Annotated in this window: 20 protein-coding genes; 12 read left to right on the forward strand and 8 right to left on the reverse strand. The window is 53.0% G+C overall.

Annotated elements, in window-relative coordinates:
• Positions 1-2: 2 nt before the first annotated feature.
• The 6 genes from SC206_RS08005 (at position 3) to phoU (ending at position 6,414) form a co-directional block, all read left to right on the forward strand.
• Complete coding sequence (locus tag SC206_RS08005) at positions 3-1,589, forward strand: amino acid adenylation domain-containing protein (protein WP_332735928.1); 1,587 nt, start codon at positions 3-5, stop codon at positions 1,587-1,589.
• A gap of 188 nt (positions 1,590-1,777) precedes the next feature.
• On the forward strand, positions 1,778-2,818 hold the full coding sequence (gene pstS / locus SC206_RS08010) for a phosphate ABC transporter substrate-binding protein PstS (protein ID WP_332735930.1): 1,041 nt from the start codon (positions 1,778-1,780) through the stop codon (positions 2,816-2,818).
• Positions 2,819-2,992: 174 nt separating this feature from the next.
• The gene (gene pstC, locus SC206_RS08015; protein ID WP_332735931.1) at positions 2,993-3,949 is read left to right on the forward strand and encodes a phosphate ABC transporter permease PstC; all 957 of its coding nucleotides are present in this window, start codon (positions 2,993-2,995) and stop codon (positions 3,947-3,949) included.
• Between the two features lies 1 nt (position 3,950).
• On the forward strand, positions 3,951-4,838 hold the full coding sequence (gene pstA / locus SC206_RS08020) for a phosphate ABC transporter permease PstA (RefSeq protein WP_332735932.1): 888 nt from the start codon (positions 3,951-3,953) through the stop codon (positions 4,836-4,838).
• A gap of 43 nt (positions 4,839-4,881) precedes the next feature.
• Positions 4,882-5,649 carry a phosphate ABC transporter ATP-binding protein PstB gene (pstB, locus tag SC206_RS08025; protein ID WP_442976052.1) on the forward strand — a complete coding sequence of 256 codons (768 nt, stop codon included), beginning with the start codon at positions 4,882-4,884 and terminating at the stop codon, positions 5,647-5,649.
• A 9-nt stretch (positions 5,650-5,658) separates the two neighbouring features.
• Positions 5,659-6,414 carry a phosphate signaling complex protein PhoU gene (gene phoU / locus SC206_RS08030; protein ID WP_332735935.1) on the forward strand — a complete coding sequence of 252 codons (756 nt, stop codon included), beginning with the start codon at positions 5,659-5,661 and terminating at the stop codon, positions 6,412-6,414.
• A gap of 120 nt (positions 6,415-6,534) precedes the next feature.
• Here the strand turns inward: phoU and SC206_RS08035 are convergent, their stop codons facing one another.
• Together SC206_RS08035 and yieH are read right to left on the reverse strand one after the other, a co-directional pair.
• Positions 6,535-7,215: a TetR family transcriptional regulator gene (locus SC206_RS08035; protein WP_332735937.1), complete on the reverse strand. Its 681-nt coding sequence runs from the start codon at positions 7,213-7,215 to the stop codon at positions 6,535-6,537.
• Between the two features lie 97 nt (positions 7,216-7,312).
• Complete coding sequence (gene yieH / locus SC206_RS08040; RefSeq protein ID WP_332735939.1) at positions 7,313-7,981, reverse strand: 6-phosphogluconate phosphatase; 669 nt, start codon at positions 7,979-7,981, stop codon at positions 7,313-7,315.
• 263 nt (positions 7,982-8,244) lie between these two features.
• Here yieH and SC206_RS08045 point away from each other — a divergent pair, with 263 nt between their 5' ends.
• A complete protein-coding gene (locus SC206_RS08045) occupies positions 8,245-9,582 on the forward strand; it encodes an NCS2 family permease (protein WP_332735941.1) in 1,338 nt (445 codons plus the stop codon).
• Between the two features lie 53 nt (positions 9,583-9,635).
• Here the strand turns inward: SC206_RS08045 and SC206_RS08050 are convergent, their stop codons facing one another.
• Entirely contained in the window at positions 9,636-10,358 is a 723-nt protein-coding gene (locus SC206_RS08050; protein ID WP_332735943.1) for a 4'-phosphopantetheinyl transferase family protein, read from the reverse strand.
• Between the two features lie 324 nt (positions 10,359-10,682).
• Here SC206_RS08050 and SC206_RS08055 point away from each other — a divergent pair, with 324 nt between their 5' ends.
• A complete protein-coding gene (locus SC206_RS08055; protein WP_332735946.1) occupies positions 10,683-11,645 on the forward strand; it encodes a hypothetical protein in 963 nt (320 codons plus the stop codon).
• 73 nt (positions 11,646-11,718) lie between these two features.
• On the opposite strand, the gene mnmE is transcribed toward SC206_RS08055, so the two are convergent.
• The 5 genes from mnmE to rpmH all read right to left on the reverse strand — a co-directional run bounded on the left by mnmE (position 11,719) and on the right by rpmH (position 15,559).
• The gene (mnmE, locus tag SC206_RS08060; RefSeq protein WP_332735948.1) at positions 11,719-13,083 is read right to left on the reverse strand and encodes a tRNA uridine-5-carboxymethylaminomethyl(34) synthesis GTPase MnmE; all 1,365 of its coding nucleotides are present in this window, start codon (positions 13,081-13,083) and stop codon (positions 11,719-11,721) included.
• Between the two features lie 99 nt (positions 13,084-13,182).
• Entirely contained in the window at positions 13,183-14,817 is a 1,635-nt protein-coding gene (yidC, locus tag SC206_RS08065; protein ID WP_332735950.1) for a membrane protein insertase YidC, read from the reverse strand.
• Between the two features lie 2 nt (positions 14,818-14,819).
• Positions 14,820-15,077, reverse strand: a complete 258-nt coding sequence (yidD, locus tag SC206_RS08070; RefSeq protein WP_072045099.1) for a membrane protein insertion efficiency factor YidD — start codon at positions 15,075-15,077, stop codon at positions 14,820-14,822.
• Positions 15,041-15,400 carry a ribonuclease P protein component gene (gene rnpA, locus SC206_RS08075; protein ID WP_009637488.1) on the reverse strand — a complete coding sequence of 120 codons (360 nt, stop codon included), beginning with the start codon at positions 15,398-15,400 and terminating at the stop codon, positions 15,041-15,043. Before rnpA ends, yidD begins: the two co-directional genes overlap by 37 nt.
• Before the next feature lie 18 nt (positions 15,401-15,418).
• Positions 15,419-15,559 carry a 50S ribosomal protein L34 gene (gene rpmH / locus SC206_RS08080; protein ID WP_009637487.1) on the reverse strand — a complete coding sequence of 47 codons (141 nt, stop codon included), beginning with the start codon at positions 15,557-15,559 and terminating at the stop codon, positions 15,419-15,421.
• 762 nt (positions 15,560-16,321) lie between these two features.
• Between rpmH and dnaA the strand changes: the two genes are divergently transcribed.
• From dnaA to gyrB, 4 genes are all read left to right on the forward strand, one after another.
• Complete coding sequence (dnaA, locus tag SC206_RS08085; protein ID WP_052673449.1) at positions 16,322-17,716, forward strand: chromosomal replication initiator protein DnaA; 1,395 nt, start codon at positions 16,322-16,324, stop codon at positions 17,714-17,716.
• A gap of 4 nt (positions 17,717-17,720) precedes the next feature.
• Positions 17,721-18,821: a DNA polymerase III subunit beta gene (gene dnaN, locus SC206_RS08090; protein WP_332735966.1), complete on the forward strand. Its 1,101-nt coding sequence runs from the start codon at positions 17,721-17,723 to the stop codon at positions 18,819-18,821.
• A 113-nt stretch (positions 18,822-18,934) separates the two neighbouring features.
• Complete coding sequence (gene recF, locus SC206_RS08095) at positions 18,935-20,023, forward strand: DNA replication/repair protein RecF (RefSeq protein WP_332735968.1); 1,089 nt, start codon at positions 18,935-18,937, stop codon at positions 20,021-20,023.
• Positions 20,024-20,042: 19 nt separating this feature from the next.
• Positions 20,043-22,457: a DNA topoisomerase (ATP-hydrolyzing) subunit B gene (gene gyrB, locus SC206_RS08100; RefSeq protein WP_332735969.1), complete on the forward strand. Its 2,415-nt coding sequence runs from the start codon at positions 20,043-20,045 to the stop codon at positions 22,455-22,457.
• The last annotated feature ends 58 nt before the right edge of the window (positions 22,458-22,515 follow it).

Consider the following 22,515-nt stretch of genomic DNA (forward strand, 5'->3'; position numbering starts at 1 on the left):
CTATGTCTTTAAAAAATAGCGTGCAGTTAATCAATGCCGTAACGCTCTCTGAAATGATGGCCGACTCTTTACGTGAATTTTCCAGCAAGACCGCCATTATTTACGGTGAGGAAAGCTACAGTTATCGCGATATAGAAAGACTCGGTCAGCAGTTTTTCTGTTATTACCAAACGTGCGGAATGAAAAAGGGCGATCATATTGGCCTGCTTGCCGATGTATCGCCGTTGGCCATTGGTGCGATGCTGGGCGCGTTATATGCAGGGCTGATTTATATCCCCATTAATATTCACGCGCCTGCTGCTTGGGTCAGTCATTTAAAAGAGACGGCGGCGTTAAAACATATTCTGGTGCAGCGGCGTTATTTAGGCCTCACGCAAACTCTGGTCGATAAAGATGAGATCTCCATTCTCGAAGAGATAAGATTTCCGGAAAATGCCTTACTGACCGCGCCGGTTATTGAGAAAAATATCAGCGACAACGTGGCCTATATTCTCTACACCTCAGGTTCAACCGGCGTGCCGAAGGGCATTATGATCACCCACCGTAACGCCTGCTCGTTTATCGGCTGGATGAAAAAAGCGTTTAACATAAGCGCCAGAGACCGGATTTTCAGCCGTGCGCCGCTGCAATTCGACCTGTCCGTTTTTGACATTTTCACCACGCTGCTCAGCGGCGCCAGCTTAATTATCGTGCCGGAAAATTTTGAAAACACGCCCAAAAACGTCGTGAGTTTTATGCGCGACAAGGCCGTCAGCGTGGTTTACACGGTGCCTTCGGCCTATATTCGCTGGTTGGGGAAAGGCGAGCTGGAACGCGGCATCCCGAGCCTGCGCACCCTGCTTTACGCCGGAGAACCTTTTTCGCCTGCGTGGCTTAAGCGCGTTATGGATTGCCTGCCCGGCACGCAGGTGGCGAACATTTATGGTCCGACCGAAACCAATATTGTCACTTGTCAGCAGGTAGCGTTGCCTTTCGACGAGTCCGACAGTATTCCGATTGGCTTTCCGGTCGATGATGCAGAAATTTATATCGTCGACGATGACCTCAACGCGCTGCCCGCAGGCGAAATCGGCGAGATTTTAGTGCGCGGCAGCACGGTTTTTGCGGGCTATTTCAATGCGCCGGCGTTGACGGCGCAAAAGCTGATTCAAAGCCCTTTTCACGATTATCCGACGCGGGTTTTCCGCACGGGCGATTACGGTTACATCAACGAGAAGGGGGAAATCGTTTATAAAGGCAGAATCGATAATCTGGTGAAAACGCGCGGCTATCGGGTGGAGTTGGGCGAGGTGGAAAACGCCTTTTCCTGCATTGAAGAGGTTGCGGAAGTGGCGATAGTTGCGTTGCCGCACGAAAAATATGGCGCGTCGCTTCACGCTTGCCTGAGCCTCAGGTCAGCTAGCGGCGAGGTAAACCCTGTTAACGACTCTTTTTCAACCCCCGCGCTGTCATCTATTCAGCATAAAGCGGCGCTTTTATTGCCCGATTATATGTTGCCGTATGATTTCACCGTCATGGATGAACTGCCGAAAACGGCGACCGGAAAGATCGATCGCGTGCTGCTAACGCGGCAATGTGGCGCGAAATAGCAGGCGTTGAGCGAGAATTAAGGCCGGAAAAAGCGCAAAACGGCCGCGCTGACGGTTTTTTGCGCGTTGTCACAAAACTGTCATATAAACTACATTTAACTGTCACCAAATTGTCCTATTTTCCTCCTGTGCCAAACACTTTACTCAGCTTCGACCTGCGTCGAAAAATAATACCACCGGAGTGGAATATGAAACTGATGCGTAACACCGTCGCCGGGATTGTGGCAGCGACCTTCTCTTTAACCGCTATCTCTGCATTTGCAGCCACCAATTTAACCGGCGCGGGCGGTACGTTCCCTGCGCCAGTGTATGCCAAATGGGCAGATGCCTACCAGAAAGCCACCGGCGTTCAGGTTAACTATCAGGGCATCGGTTCTTCCGGCGGCGTAAAGCAGATTATCGCCAAAACCGTTGATTTCGGTGCATCCGACGCGCCAATGAGCGATGCCGATCTCGAGAAAAACGGCCTGTTCCAGTTCCCTACCGTGATCGGTGGCGTGGTGCTGGCAGTCAATATTCCCGGTGTGAAATCGGGCGAATTAACCCTCGACGGCAAAGCGCTGGGCGACATCTATCTTGGCAAAATCAAGAAGTGGAATGACCCTGAAATCACCAAGCTGAACCCGAACGTTAAACTGCCAGACACCAACATCGCCGTGGTTCGCCGCGCCGACGGTTCAGGCACCTCTTTCGTGTTCACCAGCTATCTCTCTAAAGCCAACGCCGACTGGAAAAGCTCTATCGGCATCGGCACCACCGTTAACTGGCCGGTCGGTTTAGGCGGCAAAGGCAATGACGGCGTGGCCGCGTTCGTTCAGCGTCTGCCGGGTTCCATCGGGTATGTTGAATACGCTTACGCCAAGCAAAACAACCTGACTTACACCAAGCTGGTGGATGCCAACGGTAAAGCCATCGCCCCTTCTGAAGCCTCCTTCAGTGCGGCCGCGAAAGGCGCAGACTGGAGCAAGACCTTTGCTCAGGATCTGACTTTCCAGAAAGGCGATAACGCGTGGCCAATCTCTTCCACCACCTTTATTCTGGTCTACAAACAGCAGCAGAATGCCGAGAAGGGCGCTGAAGTGCTGAAGTTCTTCGACTGGGCGTATAAAAACGGCGACCAGCTGACCACCGGTCTGGATTACGCTTCTCTGCCAGACTCCGTGGTTTCACAGATTCAAACCGCGTGGAAGAGCAATATCAAAGACAGCAGCGGCAAAGCGCTTAACTAAGTTGCCTTGCTTGAAACGGTAGCCGTGCGAGTCCTGATTTTTCAGGGCAAGCCGGCTACCGTGCCAATGATTTTGGCTTAGCGTTCAAGTGAGATAAAGTACCCGACTTCTGTCTCATGCTCTTTCGCTAACATTCTGGCGGCAGAGAAATAAATCTGAAAAGAAGAGAGTGTTATGGCTGCAAAAACGCCGTCCATCAAAGCACCAGGCAAGCACGGTGACCTCATTTTCGGCGCGCTGGTTAAACTGGCTGCGCTGATTGTGCTATTCCTGCTTGGCGGGATCATCGTTTCACTGTTTATTTCTTCCCTGCCAAGCATGGAAAAGTTTGGTTTCTCTTTCCTGTGGAATAAAACCTGGGACGTGCCCAACGAGCAATTCGGGGCGCTGGTGCCGATTTACGGCACGATTGTCACCTCGATTATCGCCCTGCTGATTGCGGTTCCGGTCAGTTTTGGTATCTCGCTGTTTCTGACCGAGCTGGCGCCTAACTGGCTGAAACGCCCTCTTGGGATCGCTATCGAACTGCTGGCGGCCATCCCGAGTATCGTTTACGGCATGTGGGGCCTGTTTGTCTTTGCGCCGCTGTTTGCGACCTACTTCCAGACGCCGGTGGGCGACGTGCTGTCGGGCATTCCGATTGTCGGCGCGCTGTTTGCCGGTCCGGGTTTTGGTATCGGGATTCTGGCCGCAGGCGTGATCCTTGCCATCATGATCATCCCTTATATCGCCTCCGTCATGCGCGACGTGTTCGAGCAAACGCCGGTGATGATGAAAGAGTCGGCCTACGGCATCGGCTGTACGACGTGGGAAGTTATCTGGCGCATCGTTTTACCGTTTACTAAAAACGGCGTGATCGGCGGCGTCATGCTGGGCCTTGGCCGCGCGCTGGGTGAAACCATGGCGGTGACCTTTATTATCGGTAACACCTACCAGCTCGACAGCGCGTCGCTGTATATGCCGGGCAACAGTATTACCTCGGCACTGGCCAACGAATTTGCCGAAGCGGCCTCGGGCCTGCATACCTCGGCGTTGATGGAGCTGGGCCTGATCCTGTTCGTGATCACCTTTATCGTGTTGGCGCTCTCAAAGCTGATGATCCTGCGTCTGGCCAAGAAGGAAGGGCGTTAAGATGGCAACTCTTGAAATGCAAAGTAATGACGCGCTGTTTGAATCGCGTCGCAAACGTCAGGCCTGGCGTCGCCAGAAAAACCGTATCGCGCTGCTGTTATCGATGGCGACCATGGTTTTCGGCCTGTTCTGGCTGGTGTGGATCCTGTTTACCACGGTGACCAAAGGCATCGACGGCATGTCGTGGGCGCTGTTTACCGAAAATACCCCGCCACCGAATACGGCGGGCGGCGGTTTGGCGAACGCCATCGCGGGCAGCGGCCTGCTTATCCTCTGGTCTACCGTGATTGGTACGCCGCTCGGCATTCTTGCCGGGGTTTATCTGGCGGAATATGGCCGCAAATCCTGGCTGGCCGAGGTGATTCGCTTTATCAACGACATTCTACTGTCGGCACCTTCGATAGTCGTGGGCCTGTTTGTTTACACTATCGTGGTCGCGAAAATGGGTCACTTCTCGGGCTGGGCGGGCATTCTTGCGCTCGCACTGTTGCAGGTGCCGATTGTTATCCGTACCACCGAAAACATGCTCAAACTGGTGCCGGACAGCCTGCGTGAAGCCGCTTACGCGCTGGGTACGCCAAAATGGAAGATGATTTCCGCCATTACCTTGAAGGCGTCGGTGTCGGGAATTATCACGGGCGTGCTGCTGGCTATCGCGCGTATTGCCGGTGAAACCGCGCCGCTGCTGTTTACTTCGCTCTCCAACCAATTCTGGAGTACCGACCTGTCGCAGCCTATCGCCAACCTCCCGGTCACCATATTTAAATTTGCCATGAGTCCGTTTGCGGAATGGCAAGGTTTGGCCTGGGCCGGCGTATTGCTGATTACTGTCTGTGTGCTGCTGCTGAATATCATGGCTCGTGTGATCTTCGCCAAGAAAAAGCAGTAATAACAAAAAATTTTGATTAAAGAGAGATGTCTTAATGAGTCGAATGACTGATGCATCCAACAGTAAAATCCAGGTCCGCGATCTGAATTTCTATTACGGCAAATTCCACGCGCTGAAAAATATCACGCTGGATATCGCCAAAAATGAAGTTACGGCGTTTATCGGCCCGTCTGGCTGTGGTAAATCGACGCTGCTGCGCACGTTAAACAAGATGTACCAGCTTTATCCTGACCAGCGCGCCGAGGGCGAAATTTTGCTGGATGGCGAAAATATTCTGGTCGACAAGCAGGACATCGCCCTGCTGCGCGCCAAGGTCGGCATGGTATTCCAGAAGCCGACACCGTTCCCGATGTCGATTTACGACAACATTGCCTTCGGCGTGCGCCTGTTTGAAAAGCTGTCGCGTACCGACATGGACGAACGCGTGCAGTGGGCGCTGACCAAAGCCGCGCTGTGGAACGAGTCAAAAGACAAGCTGCATCAGAGCGGTTACAGCCTTTCCGGCGGCCAGCAGCAGCGTTTGTGCATCGCGCGCGGCATCGCGATTCGCCCTGACGTGCTGCTGCTCGACGAACCGTGCTCCGCGCTGGACCCTATTTCTACCGGCCGCATTGAAGAGCTGATCACCGAGCTGAAATCCGATTACACCGTGGTTATCGTGACGCACAACATGCAGCAGGCGGCGCGCTGCTCGGATCGCACGGCGTTTATGTATCTTGGCGAGCTTATCGAATATACCGATACAGACACCTTGTTCACCTCACCTGGTCAGAAACAGACTGAGGACTACATCACCGGCCGCTACGGTTGAGGAAGAAAAATGGATAATTTAAATCTAAATAAACATATTTCTGCGCAATTCAACGCCGAGCTGGAGCACATCCGTACGCAGGTGTTGGCGATGGGCGGGTTGGTCGAGCAGCAACTGACCGATGCGATTACCGCGATGCAGAATCAGGATACCGTGCTTGCCGAGCGGGTGATCAAAGGCGACGACAAGGTCAACATGATGGAAGTCGCGATTGACGAAGCCTGCGTGCGTATCATCGCCAAACGTCAGCCGACGGCCAGCGATCTACGCATGGTGATGGCGATTATCAAGACCATTTCCGAGCTTGAGCGTATTGGTGACGTGGCCGATAAAATCTGCCGCACGGCGCTGGAGAAATTCACCCATCTGCATCAGCCGCTGCTGGTAAGCCTGGAGTCGCTGGGTCGTCACACGGTGCAGATGCTGCACGACGTGCTCGACGCCTTTGCGCGCATGGATCTCGACGAAGCGATCCGTGTGTATCGCGAAGACAAGAAGGTCGATCAGGAATATGAGGGCATCGTGCGTCAGCTGATGACGTATATGATGGAAGACCCGCGCACCATTCCCAGCATCCTGACGGCGCTGTTCTGCGCGCGCTCTATCGAGCGTATCGGCGATCGCTGCCAGAATATTTGCGAAATTATCTTCTACTTCGTGAAAGGACAAGATTTCCGTCACGTCGGCGGCGACGCGCTCGAAAAGCTGCTGGTTAATGAGAAAACTAATAACGAAAAAGAGGGCGACGTGAAAAAGGCGGACTAATTTTTACGCCCGTTTCGCTTCAATCCCACAATAAAAAAGCCCGATAAGCGATTATCGGGCTTTTTTTTGGCTGCGCTAGATTATAAGCTCAGTCATTGTTATATCAGCGCTATATCATCGCTATATCATCAAATAGCGCAGCGCGACCATCACCGCTAGCTGGCGATAGTGCGCGGTTTGCGTGTCCAGCTCTTCCGGATTTTCAAACAGCGCGCCAAAGGTGTACTGGTTGGCGACCTGATGCACGCAAAGGCTGCTGATCAGCCGGTGAACGTCGCGCGCCTGCGCATCTTCTTTGAAAAGATGACTCTTCTTGCCGCGCTCGAGAATATCGTCGAGCAGCGTCAGCGCCGTCTGGTTCAGCTGACGGATGTTGGTCGACTGACGAATAAAGCGGCCGCGCAGCATGTTTTCGGTGGAGACAATGCGGATAAACTCCGGATGCGCCACGTGAAAATCGAAGCTCGCTTCCACCAGCTTGACGATAGCTTCGGCAGGCGGATAGGCCGAGAGATCCAGCTCAAGCTCGTGTTTTCGCAGGCAGCGATAAACGTGCTCCAGCACCTGCAAATAGAGCGCCTCTTTCGTTTTAAAATGGTAAACCACCATGCGTTTGGTGGTTTCCGCGTTGGTCGCGATGTTTTCCATCCGAGCGCCCATTAATCCGGACTCGGCAAACTCGTTAAGCGCGCTGTCAAAAATACGCTGCTTGAGGCCTATAGGATCGTTCTTGCGCCCCGTCGTTTGGGGACTTTGGCTAGTCAGCGTCTTCTCCTTAACGAAACCTGTGTTGTCTTTCAAAAAGGTTACCCTCGAGAAGTTGAATCAGAATTAAATAACTTATTAATATTTTAATAATGAAAGTGATGAAGCGTCAGCTTAACGCGAGTCTCAACCCTCATTGCTTGAGGATAGTGTAGCCTTTTTCTCGCCACAGGACGGCAAGCTGCTGCATATCGTCGAAAGTCGTCACTAATGGATGGTCAATCGGCGGATTGTGCGGATCGGCGCAGTAATAATATACCGGAATACCCGCGGCGATGCCTGCCTGCACGCCCGCGACGGAATCTTCAACCAGAATACAGGAAGAGATAGAAACCTGCATTTTATCAGCAGCATGGTAGAGCAAAGTCGGATCGGGCTTCCAGCGTTGCAGGTCATAGCCGCTAAAGAGGCGATCGCCCATAAAAGGCAGCAGGCCAGTTAAGCCAAGCGAATGCTGCATTTTGCTGACCGGACCGTTCGACACCACGCACATCGGCACGCTGATGGACTCGAGCAGCGCCTTGGCTCCCTCGATAGGTTCCAGCTTTTCATCAAACAAGCGGGCAACGTGCTGACGGAAAACCACCTCCATCTCTTCTTTACTCGCCTTTAATCCGTGCTGCGCATTGATGATTTCAATGATTTCGTACAGCTTGACGCCTTTGTACTTTTTGAACATTTCATCATAAGACACCGTGACGCCAAAATGGGCGAACATCAGCACGTAGGCCTCGCAGCACAGTCGTTCGCTGTCGACCAGCGTACCATCACAGTCAAAGAAAACGCATTCAATCCGGGGCATATTTCGTCCTTTTCTCGAGTTATCGCTCAGTGTATGTCTTGGTGTCGCGGACTATCTTACAGAAGAAGAGGCGCGGTTCCGACCTCTGTGACTCGGTAAAGATTCGATTAATTGCGCGTAGCGAAGCAGCTTAACGGTGCACTTCATCCGAAAGCGTGGTTAAAAAATGACAATCCGCAATAAAAAGCAGCAGATTCATCTCATTCAGCCCCCTATTTGGTATAGGATAGCGGCCGAATGATTTTCCCTTTTGGAACTCGCTAATGAGCACACCACACAACAACGCCAGCGCCGGGCAAGGACTGTTAGAGCGCGTGTTTAAACTAAGCCAGCACGGCACCACGCTGAAAACTGAAACCGTCGCCGGTTTTACCACCTTCCTGACCATGGTGTACATCGTCTTCGTCAACCCGCAAATCCTCGGGATTGCAGGCATGGACAAGCAGGCCGTCTTTGTTACCACTTGCCTGATTGCCGCGTTCGGCAGCATTTTGATGGGGCTGATTGCCAACCTTCCGGTCGCGCTGGCACCGGCGATGGGCCTTAACGCCTTCTTCGCCTTTGTCGTCGTGGGCGCGATGGGCATTTCGTGGCAGACCGGCATGGGCGCGATTTTCTGGGGCGCGGTCGGGCTATTCCTGCTGACTATTTTCCGCGTGCGTTACTGGATGATAGCCAATATTCCGGCCAGCCTGAGGATTGGTATCACCAGCGGGATTGGGCTGTTTATCGCCATGATGGGGCTGAAAAACGCTGGGATCGTGGTGGCGAATCCTGACACGCTGGTCTCTATCGGCCATCTGACGTCTCACACCGTGCTGCTCGGCGCGCTGGGCTTCTTTATTATCGCCATTCTGGCCGCGCGTAACGTGCATGCCGCCGTGCTGATTTCTATCGTAATCACTACTCTGATTGGCTGGGCGCTGGGCGACGTTCACTATGCCGGTATCTGGTCGATGCCGCCGAGCGTGACTTCCGTCGTAGGACAGGTGGATATCAAGGGCGCGCTGAACGTCGGTTTGGCCGGCGTTATCTTCTCCTTTATGCTGGTGAACCTGTTTGACTCGTCGGGCACGCTGATTGGCGTCACCGATAAAGCAGGCTTAACGGACAGCAAAGGCAAATTCCCGCAGATGAAGCAGGCGCTGTTTGTCGACAGCCTCAGCTCCGTGGCGGGTTCGTTCATCGGCACCTCATCCGTGACGGCTTACATTGAAAGCTGCTCGGGCGTGTCGATTGGCGGCCGCACCGGCTTAACCGCCGTGGTGACCGGCATTCTGTTCCTGTTAGTCATCTTCATCTCGCCGCTGGCGGGCATGGTGCCAGGCTACGCTGCCGCCGGTGCGCTGATTTATGTTGGCGTGCTGATGACGTCAAGCCTGGCGCGCGTAACGTGGGACGATTTAACCGAAGCCGTGCCTGCGTTCGTAACCGCCGTGATGATGCCGTTTAGTTTCTCGATAACCGAAGGCATCGCGTTAGGCTTTATCTCTTACGTGGTGATGAAGCTGGGCAGCGGCCGCTGGAGAGAGATCAGCCCGTGCGTGATCGTCGTTACGCTGCTGTTTGTATTGAAGATTGTCTTTATCGACAATAAGTAATATCAAAGATAATTGAAGATCTGGCCTCGAGCTATGTCTTGAGGCCGCTAATATTATTTGGCCGGCGGCAAGCTGGTAAATTTCATAAAGTGCAATGAATCGACCTGCTGCTGGGCGGAGAAAGTGCGTCCGCGAAGGAAATTTTCGTCTGGCGTGTAGTGCCAGCAGATCATTCGTTGAACGGCAGGGGCGTGGGCGCAAGACCAGATGTCGGCGTCTTCAATATCACTTAAAACCTGTAGATTGGCGGTAATGCTGGAGCGTAATCGGCCCGAGGTGGGATTAAGAATCAGGCTATCGGAGGCGATGTCGCTCAGACCGGAAATTTTATGCACGCTTTGGCGGATGCATTCCAGCTGCAAGGCGGCCTCGTTGGGGTCGGATTGCATTGTTATCCAGGTTTTTTCAACCGCCGATAGCGCCGATTGGCGCGCCTGATGCAAGGGCGTGCGGGCGTGCAGAATCTCGAGATCTAGGCCGACTTTTCCCTCGCTACTCAACATCACACCAATCGTATTGCCAGCATAGGCGAGGCTAAAATCGGGCAGGCCGCTACTGGCAAAGCACGGCCTTCCGCTCGGCAGCGTCACGACCTGTGGCAATTTCGTGGTGCCATAAAGATAAAACATCAACTCTGCCAGCAGCACGCGTCCGTGAATAAATCGGGTGCGCAGCTTGGGGAGCAGGGTGTTGGCGAACGTCAGCACCTCGGCGGGCAGGCGTTCGGTATTCGGCTCGCTCTCCGTGGTAACCCATCTTGCAAAGTGGCACGCCATTGTTCACTCCCTGAGTAATGGTCCGTACAGCGTTTGAATGAAAGTCCGCTCATAGTACGATCTTCATGCGGATTCGCTAAATAACTTGTCAGGAGAAAAATCCTATAAGGGGGGATTAAGGTGAATAAGCCGTTTTTAATAGCCGCGTAGCCCTTAAATTAGCGCCTACTCGGTAGCTTTATTCAGAACAGAAAATAATTAGCCGCTTGATGGGGATCATTGAAGGATTATATAAGGGGCAGGTAAGCGCTAATTAAGGTTATTCATTACCTATTTTAGTGTACTTTGCGGATGAGATTAAATATCGTCCAAAAAGGAGAAGGTATGTACGGAAGCAGCAGTTGCCATACTAATATAAAATATAATCCAGGTTATATCTCAATAGATACAATAAAAAAACATTACAGCAACAAAACTAATTTAGCGCACAGCGTGGCGGGTGTTAATTCTCACGTTCGTGCCTCACCAGAAAGTAATGCTTATGCCATGCCCTTTTTATCGCTCGATGACAATGAACGGGTTTATCGTCACTGCGAAACGCCGCTTAAAAATAAAAAACAGTTCACGGCCGTTAAAATATTCGCCGCTATAGCCGCAGTGACCCTGCTCAGTGGCGGGGCTGCCTATGCTATCAATCGAAAATTTCTAGCTGGGGCGGGAAATAACCGATTGAATAATAATGATTTAGTGCGAGAAAAACGCGATTTCATCTCTCCTCCTGTGGAAGAGGGCTGGGTATCCGTGGATTTTCTGCGTATGGATGCCAAAGGTCACGGCACTAGCTTCAAGGCAGAGGCAAGAGCCAGATTAGGGTTGTGGACAATACAGCAGCGAGAGCTTTCCTCTACCAGAAGCAATGAAGTAAATAAGATAACTATTCAAGTTAAGAAAACTCAGCTTTTAAAAATCAAGGCTCGTATCGAAGAATATATAAAGCACTCAATCACTGATTTTGATGAGACCATCGCACAAAAGGAAAGTTGGCTAAAAAATGGTGCCTCAGATCCTGAACAAATCTTGATGATGGAAAACCGTATCACGACTTATAAAGAAGGCAGGGCTGAAATAAAAAAACTGCACGACGATATTAATAAGATTGTGGATAGTCGAAAAGATGGCTTCAAGGTTAAGGTGCGAGAACTAATGAAAGTATTCGAGGGTTTTTCAAAAAAATATACTGTGGCGATGATTAAAAATAACGCGTTTTCTTTCGACCTGCAAAACTTGACTAGCCTCGGCCAATATTTAGAAGAGACGATGACCCAGCTGCAAAAGCTGCGGGGCTAAAACTTTTAAGCACTTACTCGTTGATCAAATATTTTGTGAGTAAGTGCTTACTTTTAACCTTTGTAATTGCCGATCATTTGCCGATACAGAAGCTGGAGAAAATACGGCCCAACAGGTCGTCAGAGCTGAATTCGCCGGTGATTTCGCTAAGCGATTGCTGGGAAAGACGCAGCTCTTCAGCCAGTAATTCACCGGCCCACGCGCCTAACAGCTGATCTTTACCCTGCAACAGGTGCTGCGCCGCCTCTTCAAGCGCCTGCAAGTGACGACGACGCGCCAGGAAGCCGCCTTCCATGTTCTGGTTAAAGCCCATGCTCTCTTTAAGATGGTCGCGCAGCAGGTCGATGCCGTCGCCGGTACGGGCCGAAAGGCGAATAAGTGAGTGACCATTTACTTCGCTCTTACCCAAGGTCTCACCGGTAATGTCTGCTTTATTTCGCACCACAATAATCGGCAGCGACGCCGGAAGGCGAGCCATAAACTCAGGCCAGATTTCAGCGGGCTCGGTTGCGGCGGTGGTGGTGCCATCAACCATAAACAGCACGGTGTCCGCCTGTTCAATCTCGTTCCACGCGCGTTCAATGCCGATACGTTCAACTTCATCGCTGGCTTCGCGTAAACCGGCGGTGTCGATGATGTGCAGCGGCATGCCGTCGATATGAATGTGCTCGCGCAAGACGTCGCGCGTGGTGCCCGCAATATCGGTCACAATCGCGGCTTCACGCCCTGCTAACGCATTAAGAAGGCTAGACTTGCCGGCGTTTGGCCGCCCTGCAATCACCACTTTCATCCCTTCACGCAGCAGGCTGCCCTGACGCGCTTCGGCACGCACTGAATTCAGGTCGCCGATCACCGCATTCAGCTGCGCTTCGATTTTGCCGTCGGAAAGGAAGTCGATTTCCTCATCGGGGAAGTCAATCGCCGCTTCGACATAGATGCGCAGGTTAGTAAGTGCTTCCACCAGATGATTAATGCGTAACGAGAACGCGCCCTGCAGCGAGTTAACGGCAGAACGCGCCGCCTGCTCGGAGCTGGCGTCGATCAGGTCGGCAATCGCCTCGGCCTGCGCCAAATCCAGCTTGTCGTTGAGAAACGCGCGCTCGGAAAACTCGCCCGGCCGCGCGATACGCAGGCCCGGAATCGCCAGAATACGTCGGATCAGCAGGTCGAGGATAACCGGCCCGCCGTGACCTTGCAGCTCGAGTACGTCTTCGCCGGTAAAGGAGTTCGGACCCGGGAACCAGAGGGCAATGCCCTGATCCAGCGTGCTGCCGTCGGCATCGCGAAAGGGCAGGTAATCGGCATAGCGCGGCTTGGGCAGCTTGCCCAGAATTTCCTGCGCGGCAAGGCTGGCAGCCCGACCGGAGATGCGCACAATACCGACGCCGCCGCGGCCTGGCGGCGTAGCTTGAGCAACGATAGTGTCTGACGTATTCATAGAATTCTCTGCGTTTTTAGCTAAAAAAGAAGGCGGTCAATTGACCGCCTTCCTGTACACCTATTATACCGTATTATTTACGGTAAACGTCGTTAACGTTTAGGCTTTCTTCTTGTCGCGGCTGTGAAGACCACGTTTTTCCAGGCCGCGATAAATCAGCTGCTGCTGGAGAATGGTAACCAGGTTGCTGACGATGTAGTAGCACACCAGGCCAGACGGGAACCACAGGAAGAACACGGTAAAGATAACCGGCATAAAGGTCATGATCTTCTGCTGCATCGGGTCAGTGACGGTGGTCGGCGACATCTTCTGAATGAAGAACATCGTGATACCCATCATTACCGGCAGAATGTAGTACGGGTCTTGCGCTGACAGGTCATGGATCCAGAGGATAAACGGCGCGTGGCGCAGTTCAATGGAACCAGACAGCATGTAATACAGCGCCAGGAAGATTGGCATCTGGATTACCAGCGGCAGACAGCCACCCAGCGGGTTAACTTTCTCTGACTTGTACAGCGCCATCATTTCCTGACTCATGCGCTGTTTGTCATCACCAATGCGCTCACGCATCGCGGCCAGTTTCGGCTGCAGCATACGCATTTTCGCCATCGACGTATATTGCGCACGGGTCAGTGGGTACATGATACCGCGCACGATAAAGGTGATGATGATAATGGAGAAGCCCCAGTTACCGATAAAGCTGTGGATGAACTTCAGCAGCTTGAACAGCGGCTGAGAGATGAACCACAACCAGCCGTAGTCAACCGTCAGGTCAAGGTGAGGCGCGATGGCGGCCATCTTGTCCTGAATTTCCGGGCCAACCCACAGCGTGGAGGCAACCTGCTGCTGTGCGCCAGGCTGAACAACAAATGGTGCGCCTTTAAAGCCGATAGAGGCGATGCCGTTGCTGTTGTTGGTATAGAAAGTGTTGCTGTCTTTCGCCGACGGGATCCACGCGGTAGCAAAGTACTGCTGCAACATGGCAACCCAACCGCCCTGCGTAGTGACATTCAGATTTTCGTCTTTATCAAACGCGTATTTCTGATATTTGTCATCGCTGGAAGAGTAAGCCGCGCCGCGATAAGTGTGCAGAGCAAAGTTGTTGCTCCCGGTATCACGATGCTTAGGCAGCTCGACGGTTTGCTTCAGCTGACCAAACTGGGTCAGGTCCAGCGGAGCCGACGTGGTGTTGTTGATGTTGTACTCAACGCTCACCGCGTATGCGCCACGCTTGATAACAAAAGTCTTGGTATAAACTGCGCCGTTCTGAGCCTTGTAGGTCATCGGGATACGCAGTTCGGTCTGACCTTCACCCAGGGTAAAGTTTTCCTGGCTGGTGGTGTACAGAGGACGTTCACCGTTAGCCGGGTTATCAGGACCGTTTTTGCCTGTCAGACCGCTTTGAGCCTGATAAACGAAATTAGGAGAGGTTTCGAGCAGCTGGAATGGAGCCGTAGATTTCAGCGCTACCGGGTATTGAGTCAACAGCGCCTGCTCGATATCGCCACCACGGGTATTGATGGTTAACGAGAGGACGTCGGTATTGACGGTGATCAGTTTGCCCTGTCCGCTTCCAGGAACAGCCTGGTTGGCAGCATCACCGGTGGCTGTGTTCGCAGTCTGTTGCGTGGTCTGATTGGCTGGTTGCGGAGCGTGGTCCGTTTGCCAGGCCTGCCAGATCATGAAAGACACGAACAGCAGAGCGATGAGGAAAAGATTGCGTTGCGAATCCATCGTTAATGTTCTCTGTTATTGTCGGTTTTCGGCGGTACGGGGTCATCACCACCTGGGTTTAAAGGATGGCATTTTAATACGCGCTTCAGCGTCAACCAACTGCCTTTTACCATGCCAAAACGACCAATTGCCTCAATACCGTATTGAGAGCAGGTTGGTCGAAAACGACAATGAGGCCCAAGCATTGGGCTGATTACCAGTTGATACCCGCGTATCAAGGCAATCAGGATGCGGGAGCCTGTCGGCAATGTCGACGCCATAATTTCTCCAACGCTTCCGTTAACGCACGGTTATCGAGATCGGCTACCCCTTTTTTCACCAGCACGACAAAATCCATAGACGGCAGCGCATGCTGATTCAACCGGAAGCTTTCGCGGGTTAGGCGTTTTATCCGATTTCTTTCATGAGCGCGTTTGACATGTTTTTTTGCGACGGTGAGACCGATGCGGGGATGCCCCAGCTCGTTCAGGCGGCCAAGGATGGTGATTTGAGGCGTGCCGGCCCGTTGTGGCTGCTGGAAGACGAAAGTGAAATGACGGGGAGTTAACAAACGTAACTCCCTGGGAAAAGCTAGCTTAACCACTAAACAGGTTAGCTTTTATTACTTAGAAGCAGACAGACGGGTACGGCCTTTCGCGCGACGGCGAGCCAGAACCTGACGACCATTCTTGGTGGCCATACGAGCACGGAAACCGTGGCTACGGTTGCGCTTCAGTACGGACGGTTGGAAAGTGCGTTTCATGGCGATTTCTACCTAAACTTAAAATTAAAACTGATCAGTAAACGCGTGGGCTGTCGGTGCAGAAGCAGCCGATGCCTTTGTCGCAACATATAAAGAAGCGGGATTGTAATAATTGTACAGTCCTGAGTCAATTTACATTGCTAGAAAGCGCGCCTAAATGTTTACCAAATATTCCCGTGGTCACCAATGACCATCAGGAGCATGGGCATCACACGTAGGGCTGAGGATTATACGGACTCTTGCCCAAATCGCAAGGATCGCCGCTTGATCCTTGAACATTCCTTGAGCGTTGCCGATGTGATCGCGGTTGAAAACCTGTGAATGAGCTGTCGAGAAAACTTATTTTATTGTGCAAAGGGCGAGACAGCCTCCTACTATTCATACTGTCGGCGAATCTTGTTCACGCGATATGCCCTGCCTGTGGATAAAAAGGATCTATTCTGTGAGGAAGGGGAGGATCTCTGTCGCGGTTTGCGTTATGATCCGCCATTCCCGATCGCGATCCGTCCCGGATGGCCGATCGGCTTGTAGATTTTTTAAACAAAACTTATAGCCGACAAAAAACCGTACAAATCGGTTCACACGTCGCTTTCGGTCGCTGACAGGGTGACCCAAAGACATCTCCTCACTATTTATCACTTACTCTACGGTTTTATCCCGTGGCGTAGCTGTAAATGTGCGAGCGAGGCGTGTGTCTAAAATCATGATTTAAAAATATCCTGATCCTTTTTCTTTTTTGGTCTTGTTCGAGTGGAGTCCGCCGTGTCACTTTCGCTTTGGCAGCAGTGTCTTGCCAGATTGCAGGATGAGTTACCTGCCACAGAATTCAGTATGTGGATACGCCCTTTGCAGGCGGAATTGAGTGACAACACTTTGGCTCTGTATGCGCCAAACCGTTTTGTCCTCGATTGGGTGCGTGACAAATACTTAAACAACATTAACGGTCTGTTGAACGATTTTTGTGGCACGGATGCGCCTTTGTTACGTTTCGAGGTTGGCAGCAAGCCCATGGTTCAGCGCGTGAATGAAACCGTGGCTGCTACCGTGAGTTCTCCGGTTGCGGCGCGAACGCTGCCGCGTGCTGCGCCCTCTCGTCCAAGCTGGGACAGCTCGCCGGCTCAGCCGGAGCTCTCCTATCGCTCCAACGTCAACCCCAAGCACACTTTCGACAACTTCGTCGAAGGTAAGTCTAACCAGCTTGCGCGCGCGGCTGCTCGCCAGGTGGCAGACAACCCGGGCGGCGCCTATAACCCTCTCTTCCTTTATGGCGGCACCGGTTTGGGTAAAACCCACCTGTTGCACGCGGTAGGTAACGGGATTATGGCCCGCAAGGCGAATGCAAAGGTGGTTTACATGCATTCCGAACGTTTCGTGCAGGACATGGTGAAAGCCCTGCAAAATAACGCCATTGAAGAGTTCAAGCGTTACTACCGTTCGGTCGATGCCCTGCTTATCGATGACATTCAGTTTTTTGCCAATAAAGAGCGTTCGCAGGAGGAGTTTTTCCATACCTTCAACGCCCTGCTCGAAGGCAATCAGCAGATAATCCTGACCTCCGACCGTTATCCGAAAGAGATTAACGGCGTTGAAGACCGCCTGAAGTCCCGCTTCGGCTGGGGTCTTACCGTCGCGATTGAACCGCCAGAGCTGGAAACCCGCGTGGCGATCCTGATGAAAAAGGCCGACGAAAACGACATTCGCCTGCCGGGTGAAGTCGCGTTCTTTATTGCCAAGCGCCTGCGTTCCAACGTGCGTGAGCTCGAAGGCGCACTGAACCGCGTGATAGCCAACGCCAACTTTACCGGCCGTGCCATCACTATCGACTTCGTGCGCGAGGCGCTGCGTGACCTGCTGGCTCTGCAGGAAAAGCTGGTGACCATCGATAATATCCAGAAAACGGTCGCCGAGTATTATAAGATCAAGGTTGCCGACCTGCTCTCCAAACGGCGCTCCCGTTCGGTGGCCCGTCCTCGTCAAATGGCGATGGCGCTGGCGAAAGAGCTCACCAACCACAGCCTGCCAGAAATCGGCGATGCGTTCGGTGGTCGAGACCATACTACGGTGTTGCACGCCTGCCGAAAAATCGAGCAGCTGCGTGAAGAGAGCCATGACATCAAAGAAGATTTCTCTAACTTAATCAGGACACTATCCTCCTAGCGCTATGAAATTTATTGTTGAACGTGAGCATTTGCTGAAACCACTGCAACAGGTCAGTAGCCCACTGGGTGGACGACCGACACTGCCTATTCTCGGAAACCTGCTGCTGAAGGTTTCGGAAGGCGCGTTACTGTTGACCGGTACCGATCTTGAAATGGAGATGGTCGCGAAAGTGGCGCTGTCCCAGCCTCATGACGTCGGTGCAACGACCGTGCCGGCGCGTAAATTCTTTGATATCTGCCGTGGATTGCCGGAAGGCGCGGAGATTTCCGTGACCCTCGAAGGCGAGCGCATGCTGGTGCGTTCTGGCCGCAGCCGTTTCTCGCTCTCTACGCTGCCCGCGACCGATTTCCCGAATCTCGACGACTGGCAGAGTGAAGTTGAATTTACCCTGCCGCAGGCGACGCTGAAACGTCTGATTGAAGCCACGCAGTTTTCAATGGCACATCAGGACGTTCGCTACTATTTAAACGGCATGCTGTTCGAAACCGAAGGTGAAGAGCTGCGTACTGTCGCGACCGACGGCCACCGTCTGGCCGTGTGTTCAATGCCGATCGGCCAATCTTTGCCGTCGCATTCGGTGATTGTCCCGCGTAAAGGCGTGATGGAGCTGGTTCGCCTGCTCGACGGCGGCGATTCGCTGTTGCAGCTGCAAATCGGCAGCAACAATATTCGCGCCCACGTCGGCGACTTTATCTTTACGTCCAAGCTGGTTGATGGCCGTTTCCCTGATTATCGCCGCGTATTGCCGAAGAATCCCGACAAAACGCTGCAAGCCGGTTGTGATCTGCTCAAGCAGGCATTTGCCCGCGCGGCCATTCTCTCCAACGAGAAATTCCGCGGCGTGCGCCTGTACGTGAGCCAGAATCAGCTGAAAATCACGGCAAATAACCCAGAGCAGGAAGAAGCCGAAGAAATTCTGGACGTCGCCTACGACGGCACGGAAATGGAAATCGGCTTTAACGTCAGCTACGTGCTCGACGTACTCAACGCGCTGAAGTGCGAAGAAGTACGCCTGCTGCTGACCGACTCGGTTTCCAGCGTGCAAATCGAAGACGCAGCCAGCAAAAGTGCCGCCTACGTCGTCATGCCAATGCGTTTGTGATCACGTTGCGGGCTAGCTTACTTGCCATTTTGCGATTGGGCAGTGCTCGCAATGCTCACGTACTTGAGTACGCTCCGCTTGCGCCCTTGTTTGTTGGAAAAAAATAAAGCTTTATGGCTCTGACGCGATTACTGATTAAAGATTTCCGCAACATCGAGGCGGCGGATTTGACGCCGTCGCCCGGATTCAATTTTCTGGTCGGTCCCAACGGTAGCGGTAAAACCAGCGTGCTCGAGGCGGTCTATACGCTTGGGCATGGCCGCGCTTTTCGCAGTTTGCAGGCGGGAAGGGTGATTCGTCACGATCAGCCGGAGTTTGTGCTGCACGGCCGCATTGACGATGGCGGCGATCGCGAGCTGAGTGTCGGATTGAGCAAAACGCGGACCGGCGACAGCAAGGTCAGGATTGACGGCACTGACGGCCATAAAGTGTCGGAGCTGGCGCAGATGCTGCCGATGCAGCTGATTACGCCAGAAGGTTTTACGTTATTAAACGGTGGTCCAAAGTATCGCCGTGCTTTTTTGGACTGGGGCTGTTTTCATCACGATCCCGGTTTTTTCATCGCCTGGAGCAACCTGCGACGGTTACTCAAGCAGCGCAACGCCGCGCTGCGTCAGGTGAGTCGCTATGCGCAGATTCGCGCCTGGGATCAGGAGCTGATCCCGCTGGCCGAGCGCATCAGCGAATGGCGGGCAGAGTACAGCCAGGCAATTGCGGCTGATATTAGCGCGACCTGTGCCCAATTCCTGCCCGAGTTTGCCCTCACGTTCTCCTTCCAGCGCGGCTGGGACAAAGAAAGTGACTACGGCGAACTGCTGGAGCGCCAGTTCGAGCGCGACAGAGCCTTGACTTATACAGCATCCGGCCCGCATAAAGCCGATTTTCGCATCCGTGCCGACGGCACGCCGGTGGAGGATTTGCTTTCGCGTGGGCAGTTAAAACTGCTGATGTGCGCACTCAGATTGGCGCAGGGTGAGTTTCTCACCCGACAGAGCGGGCGGCGTTGCCTGTATCTTCTTGACGATTTTGCCTCCGAGCTGGATTCCGGCAAACGCCGGCTTTTGGCCGATCGCCTGAAAGCCACTCACGCCCAGGTTTTTGTCAGCGCAATCGGCGCTGAACAAGTAACCGATATGGTGGGTGAAAAGGGCAAGATGTTCCGCGTGGAACAAGGTAAAATAGCCGTTCTATCACAGGACTAAAAATGAGCGAGAAACGTTGATGTCGAATTCTTATGACTCCTCAAGTATCAAGGTATTAAAAGGGCTGGACGCGGTGCGTAAGCGCCCCGGCATGTATATCGGCGATACCGATGACGGCACTGGTCTGCACCACATGGTATTCGAGGTTGTGGACAACGCTATCGACGAAGCCCTCGCTGGCCACTGTAAAGAGATTCTGGTCACTATTCATGCGGATAACTCCGTATCCGTTCAGGATGACGGCCGCGGTATTCCAACCGGTATTCATGAAGAAGAAGGCATTTCTGCTGCAGAAGTGATCATGACCGTTCTTCACGCCGGCGGTAAATTTGACGATAACTCATACAAAGTGTCCGGCGGCCTGCACGGCGTGGGCGTGTCGGTAGTTAACGCCCTGTCTGAAAAGCTGGAATTGGTCATTCGTCGTGAAGGCAAAGTTCACGAGCAGACTTACGTCCACGGCGAACCGCAGAATCCGTTGAAAGTTGTCGGCGAAACTGAAGCGACCGGCACCACCGTGCGTTTCTGGCCGAGCTTCAAAACCTTCACCAACCACACCGAATTCGAGTACGACATTCTGGCGAAACGCCTGCGTGAACTGTCGTTCCTGAACTCCGGCGTGGCTATCCGCCTTCACGACAAGCGCGATGACAAACAGGATCACTTCCATTATGAAGGCGGCATCAAGGCTTTCGTGGAGTACCTGAACAAGAATAAAAACCCGATCCACCCGAATGTATTCTATTTCTCGACCGTGAAAGATGACATCGGCGTAGAAGTGGCGTTGCAGTGGAATGACGGTTTCCAGGAAAACATTTACTGCTTTACCAACAACATTCCACAGCGCGACGGCGGCACGCATCTGGTCGGTTTCCGTACCGCGATGACCCGTACGTTAAACGCGTACATGGATAAAGAAGGCTACAGCAAGAAATCGAAAATCAGCGCCACCGGTGACGACGCCCGTGAAGGCCTGATTGCCGTGGTTTCCGTGAAAGTGCCCGATCCTAAGTTCTCGTCTCAGACCAAAGACAAGCTGGTCTCGTCGGAAGTGAAATCTGCGGTTGAAACGCTGATGAACGAGAAGCTGGTGGATTATCTGATGGAAAACCCGGGCGACGCGAAAATCGTGGTCGGGAAAATCATCGATGCCGCCCGTGCGCGTGAAGCGGCGCGTAAAGCCCGTGAAATGACTCGTCGTAAAGGCGCGCTGGATTTGGCCGGTCTGCCGGGCAAACTGGCCGACTGTCAGGAACGCGACCCGGCTCGCTCCGAACTGTACCTGGTGGAGGGTGACTCTGCGGGCGGTTCTGCCAAGCAGGGACGTAACCGTAAAAACCAGGCTATCTTGCCGTTGAAAGGTAAAATCCTCAACGTCGAGAAAGCGCGTTTCGACAAAATGCTCTCCTCTCAGGAAGTGGCCACGCTGATTACGGCGCTGGGCTGCGGCATTGGTCGTGACGAATATAACCCGGATAAACTGCGCTATCACAGCATCATCATCATGACCGATGCCGACGTCGATGGTTCTCACATCCGTACGTTGCTGCTGACTTTCTTCTATCGTCAGATGCCTGAAATTGTTGAACGTGGTCACATCTTTATTGCCCAGCCGCCTTTGTATAAAGTGAAAAAAGGCAAGCAGGAACAGTACATTAAAGATGATGAGGCGATGATTCAGTATCAGATCTCCATCGCAATGGACGGCGCAACGTTGCACACTAACGCCAGCGCACCGGCCTTGGCGGGCGAGCCGCTGGAGAAACTGGTTGCCGAGCACTACGCGGTACAGAAAATGATTGGTCGCATGGAGCGTCGCTATCCGCGCGCGCTGCTGAACAATCTTATCTACCAGCCGACGTTGAGCGAAGCCTCTCTCAGCGATGAGACCAAAGTCCAGCAGTGGATTGAATCTTTGGTTGTGCTGCTTAACGAAAAAGAAGCACACGGCAGCAGCTACAGCGCGATTGTCCGCGAAAACCGCGAACGTCAGATTTTCGAAGCCGTTCTGCGCATTCGTACTCACGGCGTTGATACTGATTACGACCTCGATTTCGAGTTCGTTCACGGTGGCGAATACCGTAAGCTTTGTGCGCTGGGCGAGCAGCTTCGCGGCCTGATCGAAGAAGATGCCTTCATCGAACGTGGCGAACGTCGTCAGCCAATTACCAGCTTCGAGCAGGCGCTGGAGTGGTTGGAGAAAGAGTCGCGTCGCGGTCTGTCAATCCAGCGTTATAAAGGATTGGGCGAAATGAACCCGGAGCAGCTGTGGGAAACCACCATGGATCCCGACCAGCGTCGCATGCTGCGCGTGACCATCAAAGATGCTATCGCCGCTGACCAGCTGTTCACCACGTTAATGGGTGATGCCGTTGAACCGCGTCGCGCATTTATCGAAGAGAACGCCCTGAAAGCAGCGAATATCGATATTTAATCGCAGAGTTCTGCTGTTACTATCACTGAATCCGAAGCGGGAAATCGCTTCGGATTTT

It is taken from the genome of Rouxiella sp. T17, from assembly GCF_036663475.1.
Classification (GTDB): Bacteria; Pseudomonadota; Gammaproteobacteria; order Enterobacterales; family Enterobacteriaceae; genus Rouxiella.